General features: G+C 59.7%; 12 protein-coding genes. 10 read left to right on the top strand and 2 right to left on the bottom strand.

The genetic code is table 11. The features are described 5' to 3' along the window. The first annotated feature begins 12 nt into the window (after positions 1-12). The 6 genes from C1722_RS17430 (at position 13) to C1722_RS17420 (ending at position 8,537) form a co-directional block, all read left to right on the top strand. Positions 13-1,374 carry a MurT ligase domain-containing protein gene (locus C1722_RS17430; protein WP_102379144.1) on the top strand — a complete coding sequence of 454 codons (1,362 nt, stop codon included), beginning with the start codon at positions 13-15 and terminating at the stop codon, positions 1,372-1,374. Positions 1,375-1,379: 5 nt separating this feature from the next. Continuing rightward, the gene (locus C1722_RS17425; protein ID WP_102379143.1) at positions 1,380-2,135 is read left to right on the top strand and encodes a type 1 glutamine amidotransferase; all 756 of its coding nucleotides are present in this window, start codon (positions 1,380-1,382) and stop codon (positions 2,133-2,135) included. 512 nt (positions 2,136-2,647) lie between these two features. Further along, on the top strand, positions 2,648-3,952 hold the full coding sequence (locus tag C1722_RS10250; RefSeq protein ID WP_244902525.1) for an LCP family protein: 1,305 nt from the start codon (positions 2,648-2,650) through the stop codon (positions 3,950-3,952). Between the two features lie 875 nt (positions 3,953-4,827). After that, positions 4,828-5,796: a helix-turn-helix transcriptional regulator gene (locus tag C1722_RS10245; protein ID WP_102379142.1), complete on the top strand. Its 969-nt coding sequence runs from the start codon at positions 4,828-4,830 to the stop codon at positions 5,794-5,796. Positions 5,797-6,054: 258 nt separating this feature from the next. Beyond that, a complete protein-coding gene (locus C1722_RS10240) occupies positions 6,055-6,789 on the top strand; it encodes an ABC transporter ATP-binding protein (protein ID WP_102379141.1) in 735 nt (244 codons plus the stop codon). Then, on the top strand, positions 6,786-8,537 hold the full coding sequence (locus tag C1722_RS17420; RefSeq protein ID WP_244902524.1) for a Type 1 glutamine amidotransferase-like domain-containing protein: 1,752 nt from the start codon (positions 6,786-6,788) through the stop codon (positions 8,535-8,537). The genes C1722_RS10240 and C1722_RS17420 overlap by 4 nt, the downstream gene beginning before the upstream one ends. Positions 8,538-8,705: 168 nt before the next feature. On the opposite strand, the gene C1722_RS10230 is transcribed toward C1722_RS17420, so the two are convergent. Further along, a complete protein-coding gene (locus C1722_RS10230) occupies positions 8,706-10,223 on the bottom strand; it encodes an FAD-dependent oxidoreductase (protein WP_244902523.1) in 1,518 nt (505 codons plus the stop codon). A 391-nt stretch (positions 10,224-10,614) separates the two neighbouring features. On the opposite strand from C1722_RS10230, the gene C1722_RS10225 reads away from it, so the two are divergent. Continuing rightward, positions 10,615-12,054 (top strand): helix-turn-helix transcriptional regulator, encoded by a 1,440-nt coding sequence (locus C1722_RS10225; RefSeq protein ID WP_102379140.1) that lies wholly within the window; start codon positions 10,615-10,617, stop codon positions 12,052-12,054. Further along, positions 12,054-12,524, top strand: a complete 471-nt coding sequence (gene rlmH / locus C1722_RS10220) for a 23S rRNA (pseudouridine(1915)-N(3))-methyltransferase RlmH (RefSeq protein WP_102379623.1) — start codon at positions 12,054-12,056, stop codon at positions 12,522-12,524. The genes C1722_RS10225 and rlmH overlap by 1 nt, the downstream gene beginning before the upstream one ends. A gap of 52 nt (positions 12,525-12,576) precedes the next feature. Here the strand turns inward: rlmH and C1722_RS10215 are convergent, their stop codons facing one another. Beyond that, entirely contained in the window at positions 12,577-14,385 is a 1,809-nt protein-coding gene (locus C1722_RS10215) for a 4Fe-4S binding protein (protein WP_180995141.1), read from the bottom strand. Positions 14,386-14,531: 146 nt separating this feature from the next. On the opposite strand from C1722_RS10215, the gene C1722_RS10210 reads away from it, so the two are divergent. Together C1722_RS10210 and C1722_RS10205 are read left to right on the top strand one after the other, a co-directional pair. Then, positions 14,532-17,195 (top strand): molybdopterin-dependent oxidoreductase, encoded by a 2,664-nt coding sequence (locus tag C1722_RS10210; RefSeq protein ID WP_102379138.1) that lies wholly within the window; start codon positions 14,532-14,534, stop codon positions 17,193-17,195. 11 nt (positions 17,196-17,206) lie between these two features. Beyond that, positions 17,207-17,788 (top strand): 4Fe-4S dicluster domain-containing protein, encoded by a 582-nt coding sequence (locus C1722_RS10205; RefSeq protein WP_102379137.1) that lies wholly within the window; start codon positions 17,207-17,209, stop codon positions 17,786-17,788. Positions 17,789-17,831 lie beyond the last annotated feature (43 nt).

Raw genomic sequence — 17,831 nt, 5'->3', positions numbered from 1 at the left:
AAAGGAACCGGTATGGGGTTGCAGCTTACGGTCGCGCGCGGGATCAGCGCATTGAGCACTTGGGGGCTCAAAAACGTGTTCAAGCGCCCAGCGGCTAACTTTCCCGGCAAGATCGCGCTGTACGTCGACCCCCGTCTCATCGCCGACCTTTCGCACAAACTCGATCGCGGGTCGGTCGTCGTGTGCGGCACGAACGGCAAGACCACGGTAACGAATCTGCTCGCCGATGCGCTCGAAACCGCGGGCATGCGGGTCATCTGCAATCGCACGGGCGCAAACCTCGACAGCGGTGTCGCCACGGCGCTGCTCCACGGCGACCAATCCGATTGGGCGGTGTTCGAGAGCGACGAGCTTTGGCTTGCAAAGGTTCTGCCTCAGCTGAAATCCGACTACCTCGTGCTGTTGAATCTGTTTCGCGATCAGCTCGACCGCGTGGGAGAGATCGATCGCATCCAAGAGAGCATCGCAGGTGCGCTCGCCGCCTCCCCGAATACGGTGATCGTGTACAACGCCGACGATCCGCTCTGCGAGGCCATAGTCCGAAAGGCGAAGAACAAGGCAATCGCCTTCGGCGTGGCGGAAGACATGGGACTGGCTCAGAATACCGTTGCCGACGCCCAGATGTGCCAGATGTGCTCGACCATGCTCGAATACGCGTATCGGCAATACGGGCAGCTCGGCGAATACCGGTGCCCGCAGTGCGGCTTCGCCCGCCCTGTGCTCGATCACGCGGCTCGAAACGTGCGCTTCGGGCGTGACGGCATCGTTTTTTCTGCCGGAACCGACGACAGGACGTCGATCGACGTACGAACCTCGGCAACCGGTGCCTACATGGTGTACAACCTGCTTGCGACGTTTACGGCGGCCAATCTGCTCGGGTGCCCGCCCGATGCGTTCCAACGCGCGCTCGATGCGTTCGATCCGCAGAACGGCAGGCTTGAGAACCTTGAGGCAGCAGGCCGCCCGATCCTGCTCAACCTCGCAAAGAATCCGACGGGCTTCAACCAGAACCTCAAGATCATCGCGCAGGATGCCGGGCCGCGCGCGGTGGCGTTCTTCGTCAACGACAAGGAGGGCGATGGGCGCGATGTCTCGTGGATATGGGACATCGATTTCGAAGAGCTTGCCGAAGCGGACGATCTGGTCGTGTTCGTCGGGGGCATCAGGAGAAACGATCTGCAGGTACGTCTGAAGTACGCGGGGATTGCCGCCGAACTCATCGACGGGCCCGCCGACATGCTCGAAAAGACCGCGGGGCTTTCGCCCGACTACCGGTTCTATCTGATAGCCAACTACACGGCGTTGCCCGTTGTGCGCGGCGAGCTTGTGAGGCTGATTGCGCAGGATGGCGGCAGCGACGGGAAAGGGGCGTAGGAGCCATGGAGTCTTTGAGGATAGCGCATCTGTTCCCGGATCTGCTCAACCTGTACGGCGACGGCGGCAATGTGAAATGTTTGGCGAAGCGCATCGAATGGCGGGGGATGCCTGTTGAAATCGTCTCCGTCAACCACGGCGAAACGATCGACCTTTCTGCGGTCGACATTGTGTTTCTCGGTGGGGGCCCAGATCGCGAGCAGCGGCTTGCCTCCGAGCAGCTGCTCCGCATGCGCGATGATCTGTCGGCTTACGTCGAGGCCGACGGGGTATTGCTCGCCATCTGCGGCGGCTATCAGATACTCGGAAGCGAATGGCTCTTGGGCGACGAGAGCGTCGAGGGTCTGGGCATCGTCGATATGGTTACGAAGCGCGCCGACGGATCGCGTGACCGCCTCATCGACAATGTCGTGCTGCGCTCTCCGATCGCCGAGCGGCCGGTTGTCGGGTACGAAAACCATGCGGGAAGAACGTTTCTCGGGCAGGGGCTCACGCCCCTCGGCGCAGTGGTATCGTCTGGCGGCCATGGCAACAACGATACCGACAAGAGCGACGGCGTGCTATACCGCAACGTGGTGGGAACGTACTTGCACGGGCCTCTGCTGGGTAAGAACCCCGAGATCGCCGATCACCTCATCGCCCGGGCGCTTGAGGTTCGGGCGGCTCGGATGGGCATCGAGGCCGAACCGCTCCGCCCACTCGACGACGCGGTTGAAATCGCTGCCAACGACTACATGGTCAAGCGGTTGGGCGTACGCTAGATAACGGCTTCCCAACAGGGCTGCCCACCCCCCCGATGTTGTGCGCATTTCATGTATCGGAAGTGCTGCTGCGCAAGGAGCATTAGCGGCGGCAAACGATGGCTTCGATTTTGAAAATCACCTGCTCAATCGGCTGATCAGCTTGAAAGGCAACGGATTGTTCGACCGCTCGAACCTGTGGCGTTTTCCTAAAAACAGCCGATTCACCTTGCATGCACCAACGGGTCTCAGGCACAATGATTGGCATGATGGATAGGAAAAGCAACGCACGGCGCAGAGCCGCTTCCGCCGATCCCGATCAGCGGGGGACTGCACGCCGCAGCACACGTGGCGGATCGTCCCGTTACGATAGTTTTGATCCCTCCGCTTATGGAAGGCAGCCTTCCTATAGCCAGTATTCCCGCACGTCCGAATCCGATGGGGATGATGCACGGGGTTCAGGCGGCGGTTACAGCCGCCGTGTATCCCAGGCCGAGTACACCCGCCAGCGCAAGAAACGCAAGCGACGGAAGGTGGTCGCCCTCGTTGCGGCGGCGATTCTCGTCGTGTGCCTCGGGGGAGCCGGGGTGGCGTTTGCCTATCTGAACAACATCACGTCGAATTTTTCCGATGGCATCGACGGCGATCTTCGCGCTCAGCTTGTGGAAACCGATCTTGCGAACGAGCCGTTCTACATGCTGCTCATGGGCACTGACGGCTCTGCGGAGCGAGCCGAGTCGGCCGAATACGCGGGCGATCCGACTCGTTCCGACAGCATCATCCTTGCGCGCATCGACGCGCGCAACCATAAGGTCACGCTCGTGTCGCTCCATCGCGATACGCTCATCGACATGGGCGAGTACGGGCAGAACAAGCTCAACGCCGCCTATGCGATCGGCGGTCCGGCCATGGCGGTTGAAACCGTATCCAAGCTGGCCGGTGTGCCTATTTCCCACTACGCCGAAATCAACTTCGACGGCTTCAAAGACATCGTGAACGCTTTGGGCGGCGTCGAGGTTGACGTTCCCATGGAGATCAACGACGAAGACGCGGGCGGCCATCTCGACGCGGGTCTGCAGACGCTCGACGGCTACCAGGCGCTTATCCTGTGCCGCGCGCGCCATGCGTACGACGATTACGGCGACGGCGACTCCTATCGCGCGGCGAATCAGCGCCTCGTGCTCGGTGCGATCGCGAAGAAGATCCTCGCGTCGGACATCGGTACGATGGCAAGCACCGTGGAAGCCTTGTCGGAGTACGTCACCACCGATTTGAGCGTATTCGACATCATCGGTCTTGCCCAGGCGATGCAGGGGCTCGATCCTTCGACGGACCTGTATTCGGCGATGGAGCCGACTACCTCGGCCTACGTTGACGGCGGATGGTACGAATACACGAACATGACAGCCTGGAAAGAGATGATGAGCCGCGTCGACCAGGGCTTGCCGCCCACGACCGAGGATGTGGTCGACGAGCTGTCGGGTACCGTGCTCGCATCGACGGGTAGCGGAGAAACCGGGGGCGGCACCGATTCGTCGGGCGGTCAGACGATCACCGACCCGAAGACTGGCAACATCGCCATCAGGAACGGCAACGGCATCGCTGGCGCTGCTTCGGAGGCGGCTGCCAAGCTCGAGGACGTCGGCTACACGGTGGATACGGGCAACGCCGACGGGTTCGACTACTCGCAGACCATCGTTATCTACAACTATGCGAACCAGGCCAACGAGGCCAAGGATATAGCTACGACGATCGGTGTCGGCAAAGCCCAGCTCAATGATGGAACCTATGCGTTTGAGGGCGACTTCCTCGTTGTATTAGGGGCCGACTGGGGCTAGAGGCTCTCTCGGGCGTCAGAGCGCGCCTTCCGATTTTCGGCATGAAGCAGGAAATCGGCATCTACATGCATCGGCGCCTGCGGTCATCGGCTCCTGCGCCCATCGGCGCCCGCGTGCTTTCAGATTCGATACACGCGCCTTGCGTCGGCGTTGTACGCGCCGAAATGCGATGCGGGCTTGCTGGAATCGGCTGAACGTGGCAGAAAAACGACCCTATTCGTCATCGTTCGACACCCGTTTCGCGACCGGTTTTGGATCCGATTCGCTGAGCTGGGAGGACTCTTCGACCCGAAAGCGGAGCCCCCCAGCTTCACGGCGTTCGGCCCTTCGATCGACGAATAACTTCGTTTTTCTGCCAGCTTCGAGCGACCTTGCCCTCAAGCAAGCCGGAGCCCGCCGATTTTGGTCTAGCGGGACGAGTGCGATTCGCGCGCGATGATAAACAGCCGCAGCTGCGGCGCATCGCCGGCATTCGGAGTCGGGTTCGTGAAACTCGAGGCCGGCTGCGCAGGGCTCCGGGCGACTCCGCCGGCTGCGCAGGGCTGCTTTCCTCTTGGGCTGCCTTCCGCTTATGGGATGCCGCCCGCGCACGGGGAATGCCCTCCCTGGAAAAAGTTTTGACCAGATGCGGTATGCTACGCTCCGACCTGCGGTTTGCAACCGCAGAGTAGCAGAGGTTTTGTAAAAAAGCAGCCGCAAGTTGGTTGAGCCGGGGTCGTCCTATCGCCATGATGGGGTTCGGCAAACACACCGCCTTTCGGGATGACGATCCCGAAATCCTCGTTCGATGGCGTATCATTACATCGCAGAATGCAGATGCGGGCGAGTGCAAGGCTTGCCGTTCGGATAATCGAGCGCCGCAAAAGGATGGACCTATGAGCTTTCGCGACAACCTACAACATCTGCGTGCAACGCGCAACATGACCCAAGAGCAGCTTGCCATGCTGCTTGGCGTGAGTCGGCAATCCGTTTCCAAATGGGAGGCCGAGCGCGCGTATCCCGAGATGGACAAGCTGATCAGGCTATGCGAGCTGTTCGAGTGCACGCTCGACGAACTGGTGCTCGGCGACATGACCGCCCGTCCGGCAAATCCCGCTGCGAGCATGCCGCCTCGCGCCGCGCCGCAGGACGTGACGGGATACGATCAGGCGATGCGCACCTTCGCTTGGAAGCTCCCGCTGGGGATCGCGGTGATCGTTGCGGGTGCGGCGCTGTCGGTGCTGTTTGCAGGCCTTACGCTGGTGCCCGGATCGGCGTATCAGAGCTACTCGAGCGCGCTCATGCTGGTGGGCGCCGCCGTCGGGATCGCCCTCATCGTGCCGGCACTGTTCGCGCGCAGGGAGTTTCGCCGGTCGCATCCCTTTGTGGAGGATTTCTACGCGGCTGAACAGAAGAGCCAGGCACGCAAGGCCTTCTCGACGGGGCTTGTGGCCGGTATCGCCCTCGTTATGGCAGGGCTGGCTTCAACCATCGTGCTGCAGCCGTTCCCGTGGCTTGCGGGGTCGGTCCCCCTGTTCTTTGCAGCGCTCGGGGTGTTCTTCATCGTGCACGGCTATCTCGTGAAATCGTGCTGCGACGTCGGGCGGTACAACGAGAAATCGCTGCGCGGCATGAACGAGGCGCAGATCGGCGCCCTGGACGATGATCTCGCATCGCGCGCTCGCCAGGCGAAGCGCACGTACGGCATGTATGCCCTCATCATGGGCTTGTCTACGGTTGTCGGCCTCGTTCTGTTGTTCGTGCCGGCCCTGAACGCACGGTGGTGGTTCTGGCTGGCGTGGCCGATCGGCGGCATCTTCTGCGGCGTTGTCAAAGCCTATCGCTCGGTGCGAAGCGGCAAATAGGCGTTCGGTTGCGCACGGGAACTTGCGTGCGCGGTTAGTCCGCTTGAGCGGATTCGGTAAGAAAAATCTATCAGTATGCATAGGGGTTCGGCGGCGTTTCGACGCGAGTAGAGCTTCGTCGCAGTCGCATGGCATTCGTGCGGGCGCAGCCATGTCTGGTTTGCCGTCCCGAGCGCACCCCCGCGTTTCGGCTGCGCAGCGGCGCCCGGGCATCGCCATGCCGACCGCCGCCGCCCGATGTGGTTCAAAGGAGAAAACATGAGCAGCACCATCGTTGCACAAAACGTGAAGAAGTCGTTCAGCACGGGGGGAGGGAGAAAACGGCGGGTGACCGAGGTTTTGCGAGGTGTCAGCCTTTCCCTTGAGGCGGGCGAGATGGTGAGCATCGTAGGGCCGAGCGGTTCGGGCAAATCGACGCTTTTGTACTGCCTGTCGGGGCTGGAGGCCGCGGATTCGGGGTCGATCGAGGTGATGGGCACGCAGGTTGTCCGTGCGAGTCGAAACTCCCTGTTCAAGATGCGCAGAGATCATGTGGGCTTCATCTTCCAATCGTACAACCTCATTCCGTCGCTGAGCGCTGGCGAGAACGTTTCGCTACCTGCGCGCCTAGCGGGTCGGCCGCTTGCGAAGAAGCAGGTTGAATCGGTGCTGGAAAGCGTAGGGCTCAGGGGGCGGGAGAAGAGCCGCCCCGGCGATCTGTCGGGCGGCGAGCAGCAGCGCGTGGCCATTGCCCGCGTTCTCGCAGCGCGCCCCGACGTGGTGTTTGCCGACGAGCCGACCGGCGCACTCGATTCCAAGAACGGCCGCGAAGTGCTCGGTATGCTGCGCAAAATAGCCGACGACCCCCGGCGATCGGTGGTTGTGGTAACCCACGATCTTGAGGCGGCATCGTTGGCGGATCGTATTCTCGTACTGAAGGACGGGCAGGTCGTCAGGGTTATGGGCCGCTCTACTGCGGCTCAGATACTCGAGGCGATGGGAGGCTCTCAATGATCGGACTCGTGTTCTCGGATCTGCGCGACCATGCAACGACGTGGGTCGGTGCCTTTTTGGTGGCGGTTGCCTGCGGCTTGATCGGCGGCTGGGCTGCGTCGTTTCAGGCGACTGCGAACTTCTATGCAGGCGATGAGCTTCTGTTCAAGGGCCTGCAGCAAACCGTTCCCGTCGTCGTCTCGTTTTCGTCGGTTGCGGCGGTAGCCGTGCTCGCGTCGGCGGCAAACCTGACGGTTTCCGCGCAACGGCAGAGCTATGCGCTGTGGCAGCTGGCGAACGTGAGGCCGCGCCTGGTGAGCGCAGCAGTGCTCATCCAGATGGCCGTGGTGGCGGTGCTCGGTGCCGCGTGCGGCACGGTGCTTGCGGCTGCCACGTTTGGACCGATCTTCGCTGTTCTAACCGGTTCGCAGGAGGCCTTCTTCGGTGTGGCGCCCCAGGTCGATGCATCTCTGATGCCCGTGGTGTGGCTTGTGGTGGCGGGTGTGTTTCTGCTCGGGGGCCTGCGCGGCGCACGGAGCGCAGGGAAAACGCCTCCGCTTGTCGCCCTGCGCGACCCGGAGCCGAAGCGCGCAGGGATGACGTGGATGCGCGTCATCCTGTTCGCGGGGCTCGCGGCCTGCACCTGCTGGTTCGTTTCCTTCATGATCGAATCGGGTCCGGACGAGGCCATGAACTGGTCGCTTTTCATGCCCCTTTTCGTAGTGGCTACGCTTGCTCCCCTAGCGCCCGCGCTCTTTTCGGCGCTGCTCGAAGCATGGACGCGGCTTGTTCCGCAGAAGCGCTGGAACGCCTGGTATCTGGCCCGGCACACCGCCCGGCACGGCCTTGCGGCTTCGACGTCGGTTGAGACGCCCATCATGGTGGGATTCGGGCTGGTTGCGGGCATCTTCTCCGTTTTAGGGCTGTTCACGGGGTATCTGCAAAGCCAGGGCATAGCCGACATCAACGGGCTCAGCCTCGAGGCAGCCCNTGCCGCCGCCGGGTGGTCGGGCGCCGAGCGGCTGGCGGCTGTCTGGCTGTTGCAGCTGCTTTGCGAGGTCGGACGGACTTCTCGATTGCCGCGCCGCCTTTCTTTCGGGCGCGTATACTGGTGCCCGGAGGTTGCTATGAAAAGAATGCTCTTGGTTTCCATGTTTCAGAACGTGTCAAAAACGCTGAGGACGGCCGAACCCGACCTCGAGGGCAAAACCGTTGCGTTCGTTCCCACGGCAAGCAAGGCGGAGCGCTTGGGCTTTTTCGCCAAGATAAGCAAGTGGGTGCTGAGGAGCATGGGGCTTGCCGTTGGCGAGCTGGATGTCGCGACGGTTTCGTACGAGACCGCAAAGACTCAGTTGGAAGCGGCCGACATCATATACGTTTCGGGTGGCAACACGTTCTACCTGCTGCAGGAGCTGCGCAGAACCGGCACTGACGAACTGCTGGTCCGCGAGATCGACAAGGGAAAGCTCTACGTTGGCGAATCGGCGGGTGCCATCGTCGTCGCGCCCGACATCGGGTACTCTGCCGCAATGGACAGCGTCGAGAAGGCGCCCGGCTTGGACGACTATACCGGTTTGGGCCTTGTCGACTTCTTCGTGGTGCCGCATTGCGGAAACTGGGAGATGGGCAAAGCTGCCGAGGAGATACTCGCCGCGCATGCGGACGGCCTTCCTTTGCGGGCTATCGATGACAACCAGGCGATTCTCGTGCGAGGCGAGGCGGTCGAGATCCTCGGGAAAGACGGAATGCCGCTCGAGAAACCCCGCTAAGTAAAGCCAGCTTTAGTTACGGGCGTTTTCGGGCGTGCTAACGAAGGAAGTTGGGCAAAAACAAGCCCCGAAGCCTGGGAGAAAGGGTGGCTTCGGGGCTTTGAGCATGCCGTCCTCAAGCATGTGAGGGAAAAGAGTCGCTTACAGACGGCTTCGGGTAAGGCAGTGTTACGCCTGGGTTGTCGCCTCGATCTCCTTGCCGGCGGCGTTCATGCCCGCAAGGCGTCCGAAGGAGAGCGCGGTGCCGAGCGAGATGCCCGCGACGGTAACCGGGTACTCGACGAGGTAGCGGCCGCCCTGCACGTTGCCGGTGGCGTAGAGACCCTCGATCGGCTCGCCCGCTTCGTTGAGCGGCTGGAGCTTCTTGTTGACCTCGAGGCCGCCCATGAGGACGAGCATGCCGGCGCTGCCGAACGGGTACGCGTAGAACGGCGGTTCGGACACGGGGAACAGGCGACGCGAATCCTTGCCGAAATCGCTGTCGTGGCCGGCGGCGCACATCTCGTTGTAGCGATCGATGGAGGCCTTCACCGTTGCGGCGTCGAGTCCCATCTGGCTTGCGAGATCCTCGATCGTGTCGGCTTTGATGAGTCCTTGGGTTCCCTCGACCATTTCCTTGGTGGTGTAGCCCAAGCCGAAGCCTGCGAGCACGGTTTGGTACTGGTCGATCTGATCCTCGGGGACGAAGTGGTTCACGTAGCCGTGACCGTCGGGCATATGCGCGATCTCGTCGGGCCACTTGCTGTCGAAGATCTGCCAGGAGCGCAGGCCCTCGGGACCCTCGGGAACACGCGAGAGCTGGTCGGCGATGTTCTGGCCGGGGATGTCTTCATTCATGAAGCGGTTGCCGTTGATGTCGAGCTGCAGGTACCCGTCGACGCCGAGAGGGCCGCCCATGTGATGGGTCATCGGGGCATGGGGACCGAGCTCCATGTGGCTGCCGGCCCAAAGCCCCATGAGGTGGCCGTCGCCGGTGTTGCCGATGGTGCCTGCCGCGTCCATCGTGGTGTAGAAGCTCACGAACTCGTTAGCCCACGGGATGAAGTAGTCGCGCATGTCTTGGTTGTTGCCCCAGTCGCCGGTGGCGAGCACGACGGACTTCGCGTTGATCTGCGTGTAGTTGCCGTCGGCGTCATGCACGTAGGCTCCGGTGACCTTGCCGTCCTCTACGATGAGCTGCTCGCCCCACGTGGAGTAGATGAGCTCGGCACCCATTTCCTCGGCTTTCGCCGCGCCTGCGTCGAGCGTCCACTGCATGTTCGGGTTCGTGGTGATGGTGCCGTGGAAGTACGGGTAGTACTCGGTTTTGTAGTCGTAGCCCTCAAGCGCGGGGAAGCACTTCGGGCGGATGTAGTTGGGCTTGTCGGTCTGCTGGTCGGCAGCGGTGCTCGTGAGCACCTCGAAATCAGCGCCCTCGACGAGCCAGTCGAAGTCCTCGCCCGAATGGTCGTACCAATAGCCGAGGAAGTCGGGGGTCGGGCGGTAGCACATGTCTTTCATGAGCTGGTTGACGATGACGTCTTTGCCAGCCCATTCGATGCCGAGATCCTTCTGGATCTGCGAGCCGACGACGCCGAAATCGCCTGCCATCGAAACGGCGGTAAGCTGAGCAGCCTTTTCGACGCCGATGACCTTCGCGCCTTCTTCGGCGGCGGCTTTNGTCCGCCTTGCCCGAGTCGGCGGCATCGGATGCTGGAGCGCATCCTACGAGGCCTGCAGCGCCGGCGGCAACCGCCGCGGTGGCACCCAGTCCGATAAATGCACGTCGGCTTAATCTTGCGTTGTCCATATGTCTCCCTCCAGATACAGTATGGGTCGTGGAAGTCCTCTTTTCGGCTTCCGGGTATCGTGTACAGTACGGAAGAAGCGCTCCCGTTTCATCACCAGTTCGCTGGTGATTTTTTCTCGAACAGGGAAAATGCTTCCCACCTGATTCTGGTGAGGCAGTCCTTTTATAAGCATTGAACAGGTATAATGCAGAATGCAGTGGGAAATTCGCCCGGAAACCCGTTTCCAGGTTGCAATGTGCGGGAGGCTTGCGAACCTATATACTATCCCCATGGGAGAAAGGAATCCGATGGGGTATGTGGCCGATATTGCCAAGAGCCTGCGTGCGCGCGATGCGGTGTTCTTCGGCGGATACGCCCTGTATCTCGCATTCAGCTACATGATGTTCCATTCTGCGACCGTGCTTACGTCGGCCGGACCGCTAGGGTACGGCATCGAGGTCATGTTCTCCATTGGCGCCATGGGCGCCCGCATCGTCGTATACCTTATCTGCGCGCTGGTGGTGCGCCGTCTTCCGAAGACTTCGAATTCCATTACCGCCCTCATGACCATCGGCGTCGCCATGGTCGGGTTTTTGGTTGCCGGGATGGTGTTTCAGTTCTCGTCGGCCGTGTCTGTCGATATGTTTGCGCCGTGGCTTTTGCTCGCAGGCGTTCTGCTCGGCGCAGGTGATGCGCTGATCACGCTTTTGTGGGCGCGGTTCTCTTCGACGCTCACGTTGCGCGCGGTCTATCTGTTCGTGGTGCTCTGCAACGCGGTAAGCCTCGTGCTCTACTTCGCGGCGACGCTCGTTCCCTCGCCAGCGGCTCTTCCTGTGGCGGCATTGCTGTTCGCCTTTTCGGCGCTGTTCGCCAAAAAAGCCCTCGATGCGCGTCCGACGGTCGAGCCGGAGTATTCGGGGCCGGTATTCAGCGGGGCGGTTAAGGGGCTCTGGCATCCGGTGCTCGGCACCGTGATCCTCTGCTTCATGAGCGGTCTTATGCTCCAGATTTCCGGGCAGCACGAGATCCCCCTCGAATCGTTTCAGCAAACCTCGTTGTTCACGAGCGCCATTGCGGTGGTCTGTCTGCTTTTGCCGGCGCTTCTCATCAAGAAGCCCTTCAATGTGGGAAGGATCTACTCGGTTGCGCTGCCGCTTTCGGCAGCTGGTTTTCTGCTTCTGCCGATCATCTGGAACGCAGCTGGCGGTATCGTCAACGCGTTCGCCCAGTTGGGTGCTATGGTTGCGGGCATCATTCTCTGGTGCATGATCGCCGATTCGGCAAACGACACCAAGCTTCCCTCGACGTTGCTGTTCGGCTTGGCGCTCGCCTGCACGAATGCGGCGCAGCTTGCGGGGACGGCTATCGGGTTTCTCAATGCGGAGACCCTGAAGCAGGGCGATCTTGTACTCACCACCGTGGCGCTGGTTTCGGTGTATCTGCTGCTGATGGCGGCGTTGTTGCTGTTCAAAGACAAGCGCCTGGCAAGCGACGATGACGAGCCGGCGGCGCAGCTGACGCCCGAGGAGGCGCTCGCGTCGCGCTGCGATGAGATTGCGGCTGATCATCAGTTCACCCCGCGCGAGACGGAGATATTCAAGCTGCTCGCCCAGGGCTACACCATGCCCGTCATATCGGAAAAGCTGTTCGTTTCGGAGAACACGGTTAAATCCCATGTGAAGAGCATCTATCAGAAGCTCGGCATCCACGTGCGCTCGGAGCTCATCGATTTGGTGAACCGCCCATGATCAGGATCACGGTGGTTGCGGTTGGCAAGCTCAAAGAGCGCTTTTGGGCCGATGCCTGCGCCGAGTACCTCAAGCGCCTCAAGGCCTACGCGAAGGTCGAGGTGAAGGAAATCGCCGATATCGACCCGGCCAAAGCCGGGGGAGTCGATGCCGCCCGCGATAGGGAGGGCTCGGCCGTTCTGGCGGCGATTCCCGAGCAGAGCCATGCGATTCTGCTCGCCATCGAGGGCAAAGAGCGATCAAGTGAAGATTTGGCTCGTCGGCTTGACAGCCTGGCGCTTGCCGGCACAAGCGATCTGACGTTCATCGTCGGGGGCTCGGACGGCGTGAGCGACGCTGTGCGGGCACGTGCCAACGAGCAGCTTTCGTTCGGCCCGATCACGCTGCCGCACAACCTCGCGCGCGTCGTGTTGTTCGAGCAGGTGTACCGCGCGTTCAAGATCTCGCGGGGCGAGCCGTATCACAAGTAGGCAATGCGCCGGATGGGTGCGGCTTGCGCGCTCGGGTGCCTGGCGAAACCGTTTACGATTCGCTGCGCTCGTATATGACGGCGGTCTGTCGATCGTGGGCATTGTGCGTGAATTCGAGCGGCTTGATGCGGATCGCATCGTTGCGGCAAACCTGCTCGCAGCATCGGCATCGCGCGCAGAGAAACGGTTCGACCTCGAAAGCGAACAGCGTTTTCTTCTTGCGGTAATTGAAACGCTCGATTTTCTTAATTGCTCCTGTTTCGCAGAACATCGCGCAAAGCCCGCATTGCTGACAGCGGTTTTTATCGAACGTCGGAATACCCCAGAACCGCATGGCGGGCAGCTCTTCGGGGGCGGAGCCGATCGTGCACAGTTTATCGAAAACTCGCTTGGGTCGAGGCGAGGGGTGGTAGGCGAGCGCTCCGTTTCTCGCTCGAATCTTCGAAACGATGGAGCGGGGGTTTTCGCTCTCGGGCGTGGCGGTTTCCGCACCGGGGTACGTTGACGGTTGGCCGGGTGTGCGGGAAGCCCGTTCGACGCTCGATGCGGAGGTCGGGGCTTTGACTCCCTTCGAGGGCTTCGTGGTGCGCGTGAGCGCATAGGCTTCCGTTGGCATCTTATCGGTATATCGGAGATTGATTTCGCCCTCCCAGGCAAACAGCGCTGCCTGCGCGGCTTGGAAGCAGCGTCGTGCTTGCGCTCCCGATGTGCTGCGGGGGCAATCTCTGCAACTACCGTGAACGAGCGTCATGCTTTCGAGTTCCATACCGGCAATCGTTGCGTAGAAATCCTCGTCAAGGCGACCGAGGCAGTTAAGGCGAACGACGTGGGGGGTATAGGTGCCCATGAGATCCGCATGGGTGTGGCCGCATACAACGATGGGGTTGCCGTCGGTTATCTCGGCGCTTTTCCGAACGAGTTCGGCGAGTCCGTTCGCCGTTGGGTTGTGGGCGCTGAAAACGTCAAACGGGCACGAGGCAACGCAAGCGCCGCACAGCAGGCAGCGATCAGGATGCACGGTCACGTTGAGGCCTTCGATCGATATGGCATTGCCGGGACAGATGTTCATGCAGGCGCCGCAGCTGACGTTTCTATTGCGTACTTGCAGGCATCGCTCGGGATTCGTGTGAATATCGATATCGGAGAGGTAGTTGAGGACTTTCTTGAGAAGGGGAAGCTTACCCTTCTCTTCTGGTGGCTGGTTTTCGAGAACGAAATATTTCGCCGGTCGTTCGGTCGCACTCGCGTAGCGGGCCCAGAGTTCGGGTTCTCGTTTTTTGATGGCGCCGATTGCTTTGGTGACCGAGGTGCGATTATGGGTGGTGATATCGGCGATTTGCTGGTGAGTGAGGACAACTCCTTTGTCCGACAGGAAGAACAAAAGCCATTTGACGCTTTGATATACGTCATAAGAGCGCAAGGTGGCCGCGAACATGCTTGCATGAGCTGAGGTGGTCATATTGTTCAGAAGAACGCTGCGGGCAAAGGCGGGATCCGAGTTGAACATGCCGAGCATGGTGTCATGATCGAATCGCGCGAGGATGCAGTCGGTTAAACAGGTAAGGCCGTTGTAGGAAAACTGATCGGGTATTTTGCGCATGAATACTGCTTCGATGGGAAACAACAACCCTTGAGTCATGAGGAAGAACACGGGAATGTCGTACTCTTCCTGGATGATGCCGTCGTCAAAGGTGGTGTTCGTGACCATTGCGCCGGAAATAACGAGATTCGTCTTAAGGGAAAAGTCTTCCGAAAGAATGGTTGACCCGGCGGTAAGCGTGCGCTTGGAGCAGTGCCTACATAGTTCGTCCCTCGTTTCTGGGGCGAGCGAAGAGCAGAATAGGTTGTTTTCACACAGCATACGGACCTCCAGGGAGTCATGTTGCGAAGTATACATCACTATGTTGCATAAAATACATGGCTCTGAGTACCGCGCCCTAAAATGACAAAAGACGTCATGCGCATGACCGTTGGTTTGAAATTGGGCATAGACGAGAAGGAGGGAATATGAATATCGATGCTATTGCGAAGAAAGATATAGATCGGCGCGCGTTTGTTGCGGCGAGCGCTGCCGCAACGGCAACGCTCGCGGGACTTTCTCTTGCGGGGTGCAGTGAAAATAATCTCCAAGAAACCGAAACGGCATCTTCGGAATCGGGACCTTTGGAGGAGGGTGCCGAATGGATACCGGTAAGCTGCTGGCACAATTGCGGTGGACGCTGCTTGAACAAGGTGCTTGTGAAAGATGGCGTGGTTCTGCGTCAGAAGACCGATGATACGCACGAGGATAGCTGGGACTGGCCGCAATCGCGCGGCTGCATCCGTGGACGATCGGTCCAGCAGCAGGTTTTCGGCGCGGATCGCTTGAAATACCCCATGAAGCGTAAGCATTGGGAGCCGTTGACCGGAGGCGATAAGAGTCTGCGTGGCCGTGACGAGTGGGAACGCATTAGCTGGGACGAAGCGCTCGACTACATCGCTGCGGAGTTGAAGAATGCGAAAGAGAAATACGGTAACAGCTCCATTCTCTATCTGGATGCTGGCCTTGAGGGATACATGGGCGGTGTGTTGAATGCTTTCGGCGGATTCACCAAGCAGACTGGCTGTCAATCCGATGGGACGTTCGAGTACTATGCAGAAGGTCTGTTCGGCGTAACGTATGGTCAGCTTAACGATCGCTATGACATTCTCAACTCGGATTATCTTGTAATGTGGGGCAATAATCCCGCATGGGCCGCATTTGGAAATCCCTCGTATTACATCAAGAATTTCAAGCAGGCAGGTGTTAAGTTCGTTTTCGTTGGACCCGATTACAACGCATCTGCTGGGTTCACCGATGCCGAATGGATCCCCGTGCGTCCTGGTGGCGATACGGCGCTGCTTCTTGCCGTGGCGTATTCCATGATTACGCGCGATGAGGGAGGATCCCTCATAGACTGGGATTTTCTGAACAACTGTACCGTGGGGTTCGACTCTGAGCACATGCCCGATGATGCCAAGATGAGCGAAAACTTCCGCGATTATGTTTTAGGCCTCTACGATGGGGTGGAGAAGACGCCCGAATGGGCAAGCGAGCTTTGCGGTACGCCGGTGGAAAAAATCGAGCGCCTCGCCGATATACTCGGTTGCGAAAACGATTGTTTCATCTCGAGCAACGGTGCGCCTGCACGTGCTAAGGGAGCAGAGAATTTCCCCCATGCCCTCATGGCTGTATCTGCGATGGGTGGCCATTTCGGGAAACCGGGAAATGCTAGCGGCCTCGATCATAACTATTCGACGCTTAACCGCGGCGCTACGCTTGTTTCGCTTGCAGGCTCTTACGTGCCCCCGTATCAGGGCGCGGGGGCGGTCAATCCTGTGGACAATACCATTCCGTGGAGCGAGCTATGGAATGCTGTTGTGACGGGGAAGTACTACGACGTAGGTGTTCTTCGCGGCGAGCTTCATGCTCCCGAAGAGCGCGATATCGATATTCATGTTATTGTCAGCGAGCAGAAAAACGTGTTGCAGACTCAGATGGATGTTAATACGGGCATTGAGGCGTACCGCAAGGTCGATTTCGCATGCGCCCAGGTGTACACCATGAAAACCGACGCGCGTTACTCCGATATCGTTCTGCCCATCTGCACACGTTGGGAATACAACACCACCACATATTACGATGTTGCCACCGATAAAGAGAATACGTTCGCGCGTAATAAGGCCGTTGACCCTTTGTTCGAGAGTAAAACCGATTGGGAAATTGCCGAGGCGGTGGCGAGCCGTCTTGACGTTGACTTCGCTGAAATCATGCCCAAAACCGATCAGCAGCAATGGATGGATGCTATGGTCGGCGCTACGGTGGTGAAGGAGGACGGTTCCGGCTACGAGCCCCTGCTTTCCATTGCTGAGGACGATTTTACGAAGTACGGTGTCGAAGGCGCACCTCAAGTGGGGCGCATTCCTCTCGAGCAGTTCCTCAGGGATGGCGTATATCGCGTGAAGCGTTCCGCGGACGATCCGTTCGTGTACATTGCGCTCAAAGAGTTCCGCGACGATCCCGAGACCAATCCCCTCCCTACGACGGCAAGCGGCAAGCTGGAAATATATTGCCAGGCCAAAGGTGATTTGTTCGCAATGATGAAGGGCGATGTCGAGCGGATCATCGATCCTTCTCCTTTGCCCAAATATATGGATCAGCATGAAGGATTTACCGATACGTTCATCGACTGGGAAAACAAGGTCCGCGGGCCGTATCCGTTCCAGCTGACGCACGTGCACTATCTGCGTCGCGCACATTCGGATATGGATAATTTGCCGTGGTTGCGTGAGGCTATGACCAATCCCGTGTTCATCAACAAAAGCGATGCAGAAGAAAAGGGCATCGAAGACGGCGATATCATTCTCGTGCATAACGACAACGGAGCGTTTATCCGCCCCGCATCGGTGTCACGCACGGTTATGCCCGGCGTTATCGCGATTCCTCATGGCGCAGCGGTTTGCATCGACGAGGCTACGGGAATCGATACGGCTGGCGCCGACAACGTTTTGACCAGCTCCTGCAACGAGACGGCTTTCTTGTCAAACGGTTGGAACGGCACGCTTGTCGACTACGAGAAATACACCGGCGATATCGAGCTTCTGCCCGACTGCGATTGGCCGCTCGACATTCCGCTGCCGGATGAGGAATAGGGGGAATCGAGATGGGACAGATAGGGTTTTACTTCGATGCGGACAACTGCATCGGATGCCATGCTTGCCAAGTGGCATGCAAGGATGTTAATCGACTCGAGGTTGGCGTTGATTTCCGCCATGTGACAAGCTGGTGTGCGGGATCGGGATACGACGTGCACATGTACCACGTCTCCATGGCGTGCAACCACTGTTTCAGCCCCGCCTGCTTCGCCGAATGCGCAACGGGGGCGATCTCCAAGCTCGAAGACGGGACCGTCGTCATTGACGAAGAACTGTGCATCGGTTGCGGAACCTGCGTGGTTGCCTGCCCGTACGGCGAGCCGGTGCTTATCGAGGAAAAGGGTATCGCCATGAAGTGCGATGGGTGCGTTTCCCTGCGCGAAAAGGGTGAGCAACCCGCATGCGTGGCGGCTTGCCCGCAGCGCGTGCTCGAATTCGGCGATATCGACGAGCTCAAGGCCGCCCATGCGGGCGAGGATCTCGTTGCCGACTGCGCCGTCATGCCCGATTCGTCGAAGACCGTACCCAACTTGGCCATGGTCATCAAGGAGTGCATGCTCGACGAAGACGTCGACCAGCTTATTCTGTAAGAAGGGGCCGAGGCAGGCTATCGGTCGAACTCGACCGTCCGGG

The organism is Raoultibacter timonensis, from assembly GCF_900240215.1.
Lineage (GTDB): Bacteria > Actinomycetota > Coriobacteriia > Coriobacteriales > Eggerthellaceae > Raoultibacter > Raoultibacter timonensis.
The sequence above is the reverse complement of the archived record's forward strand: the minus strand, read 5'-3'. Positions and strand labels throughout refer to the sequence as shown.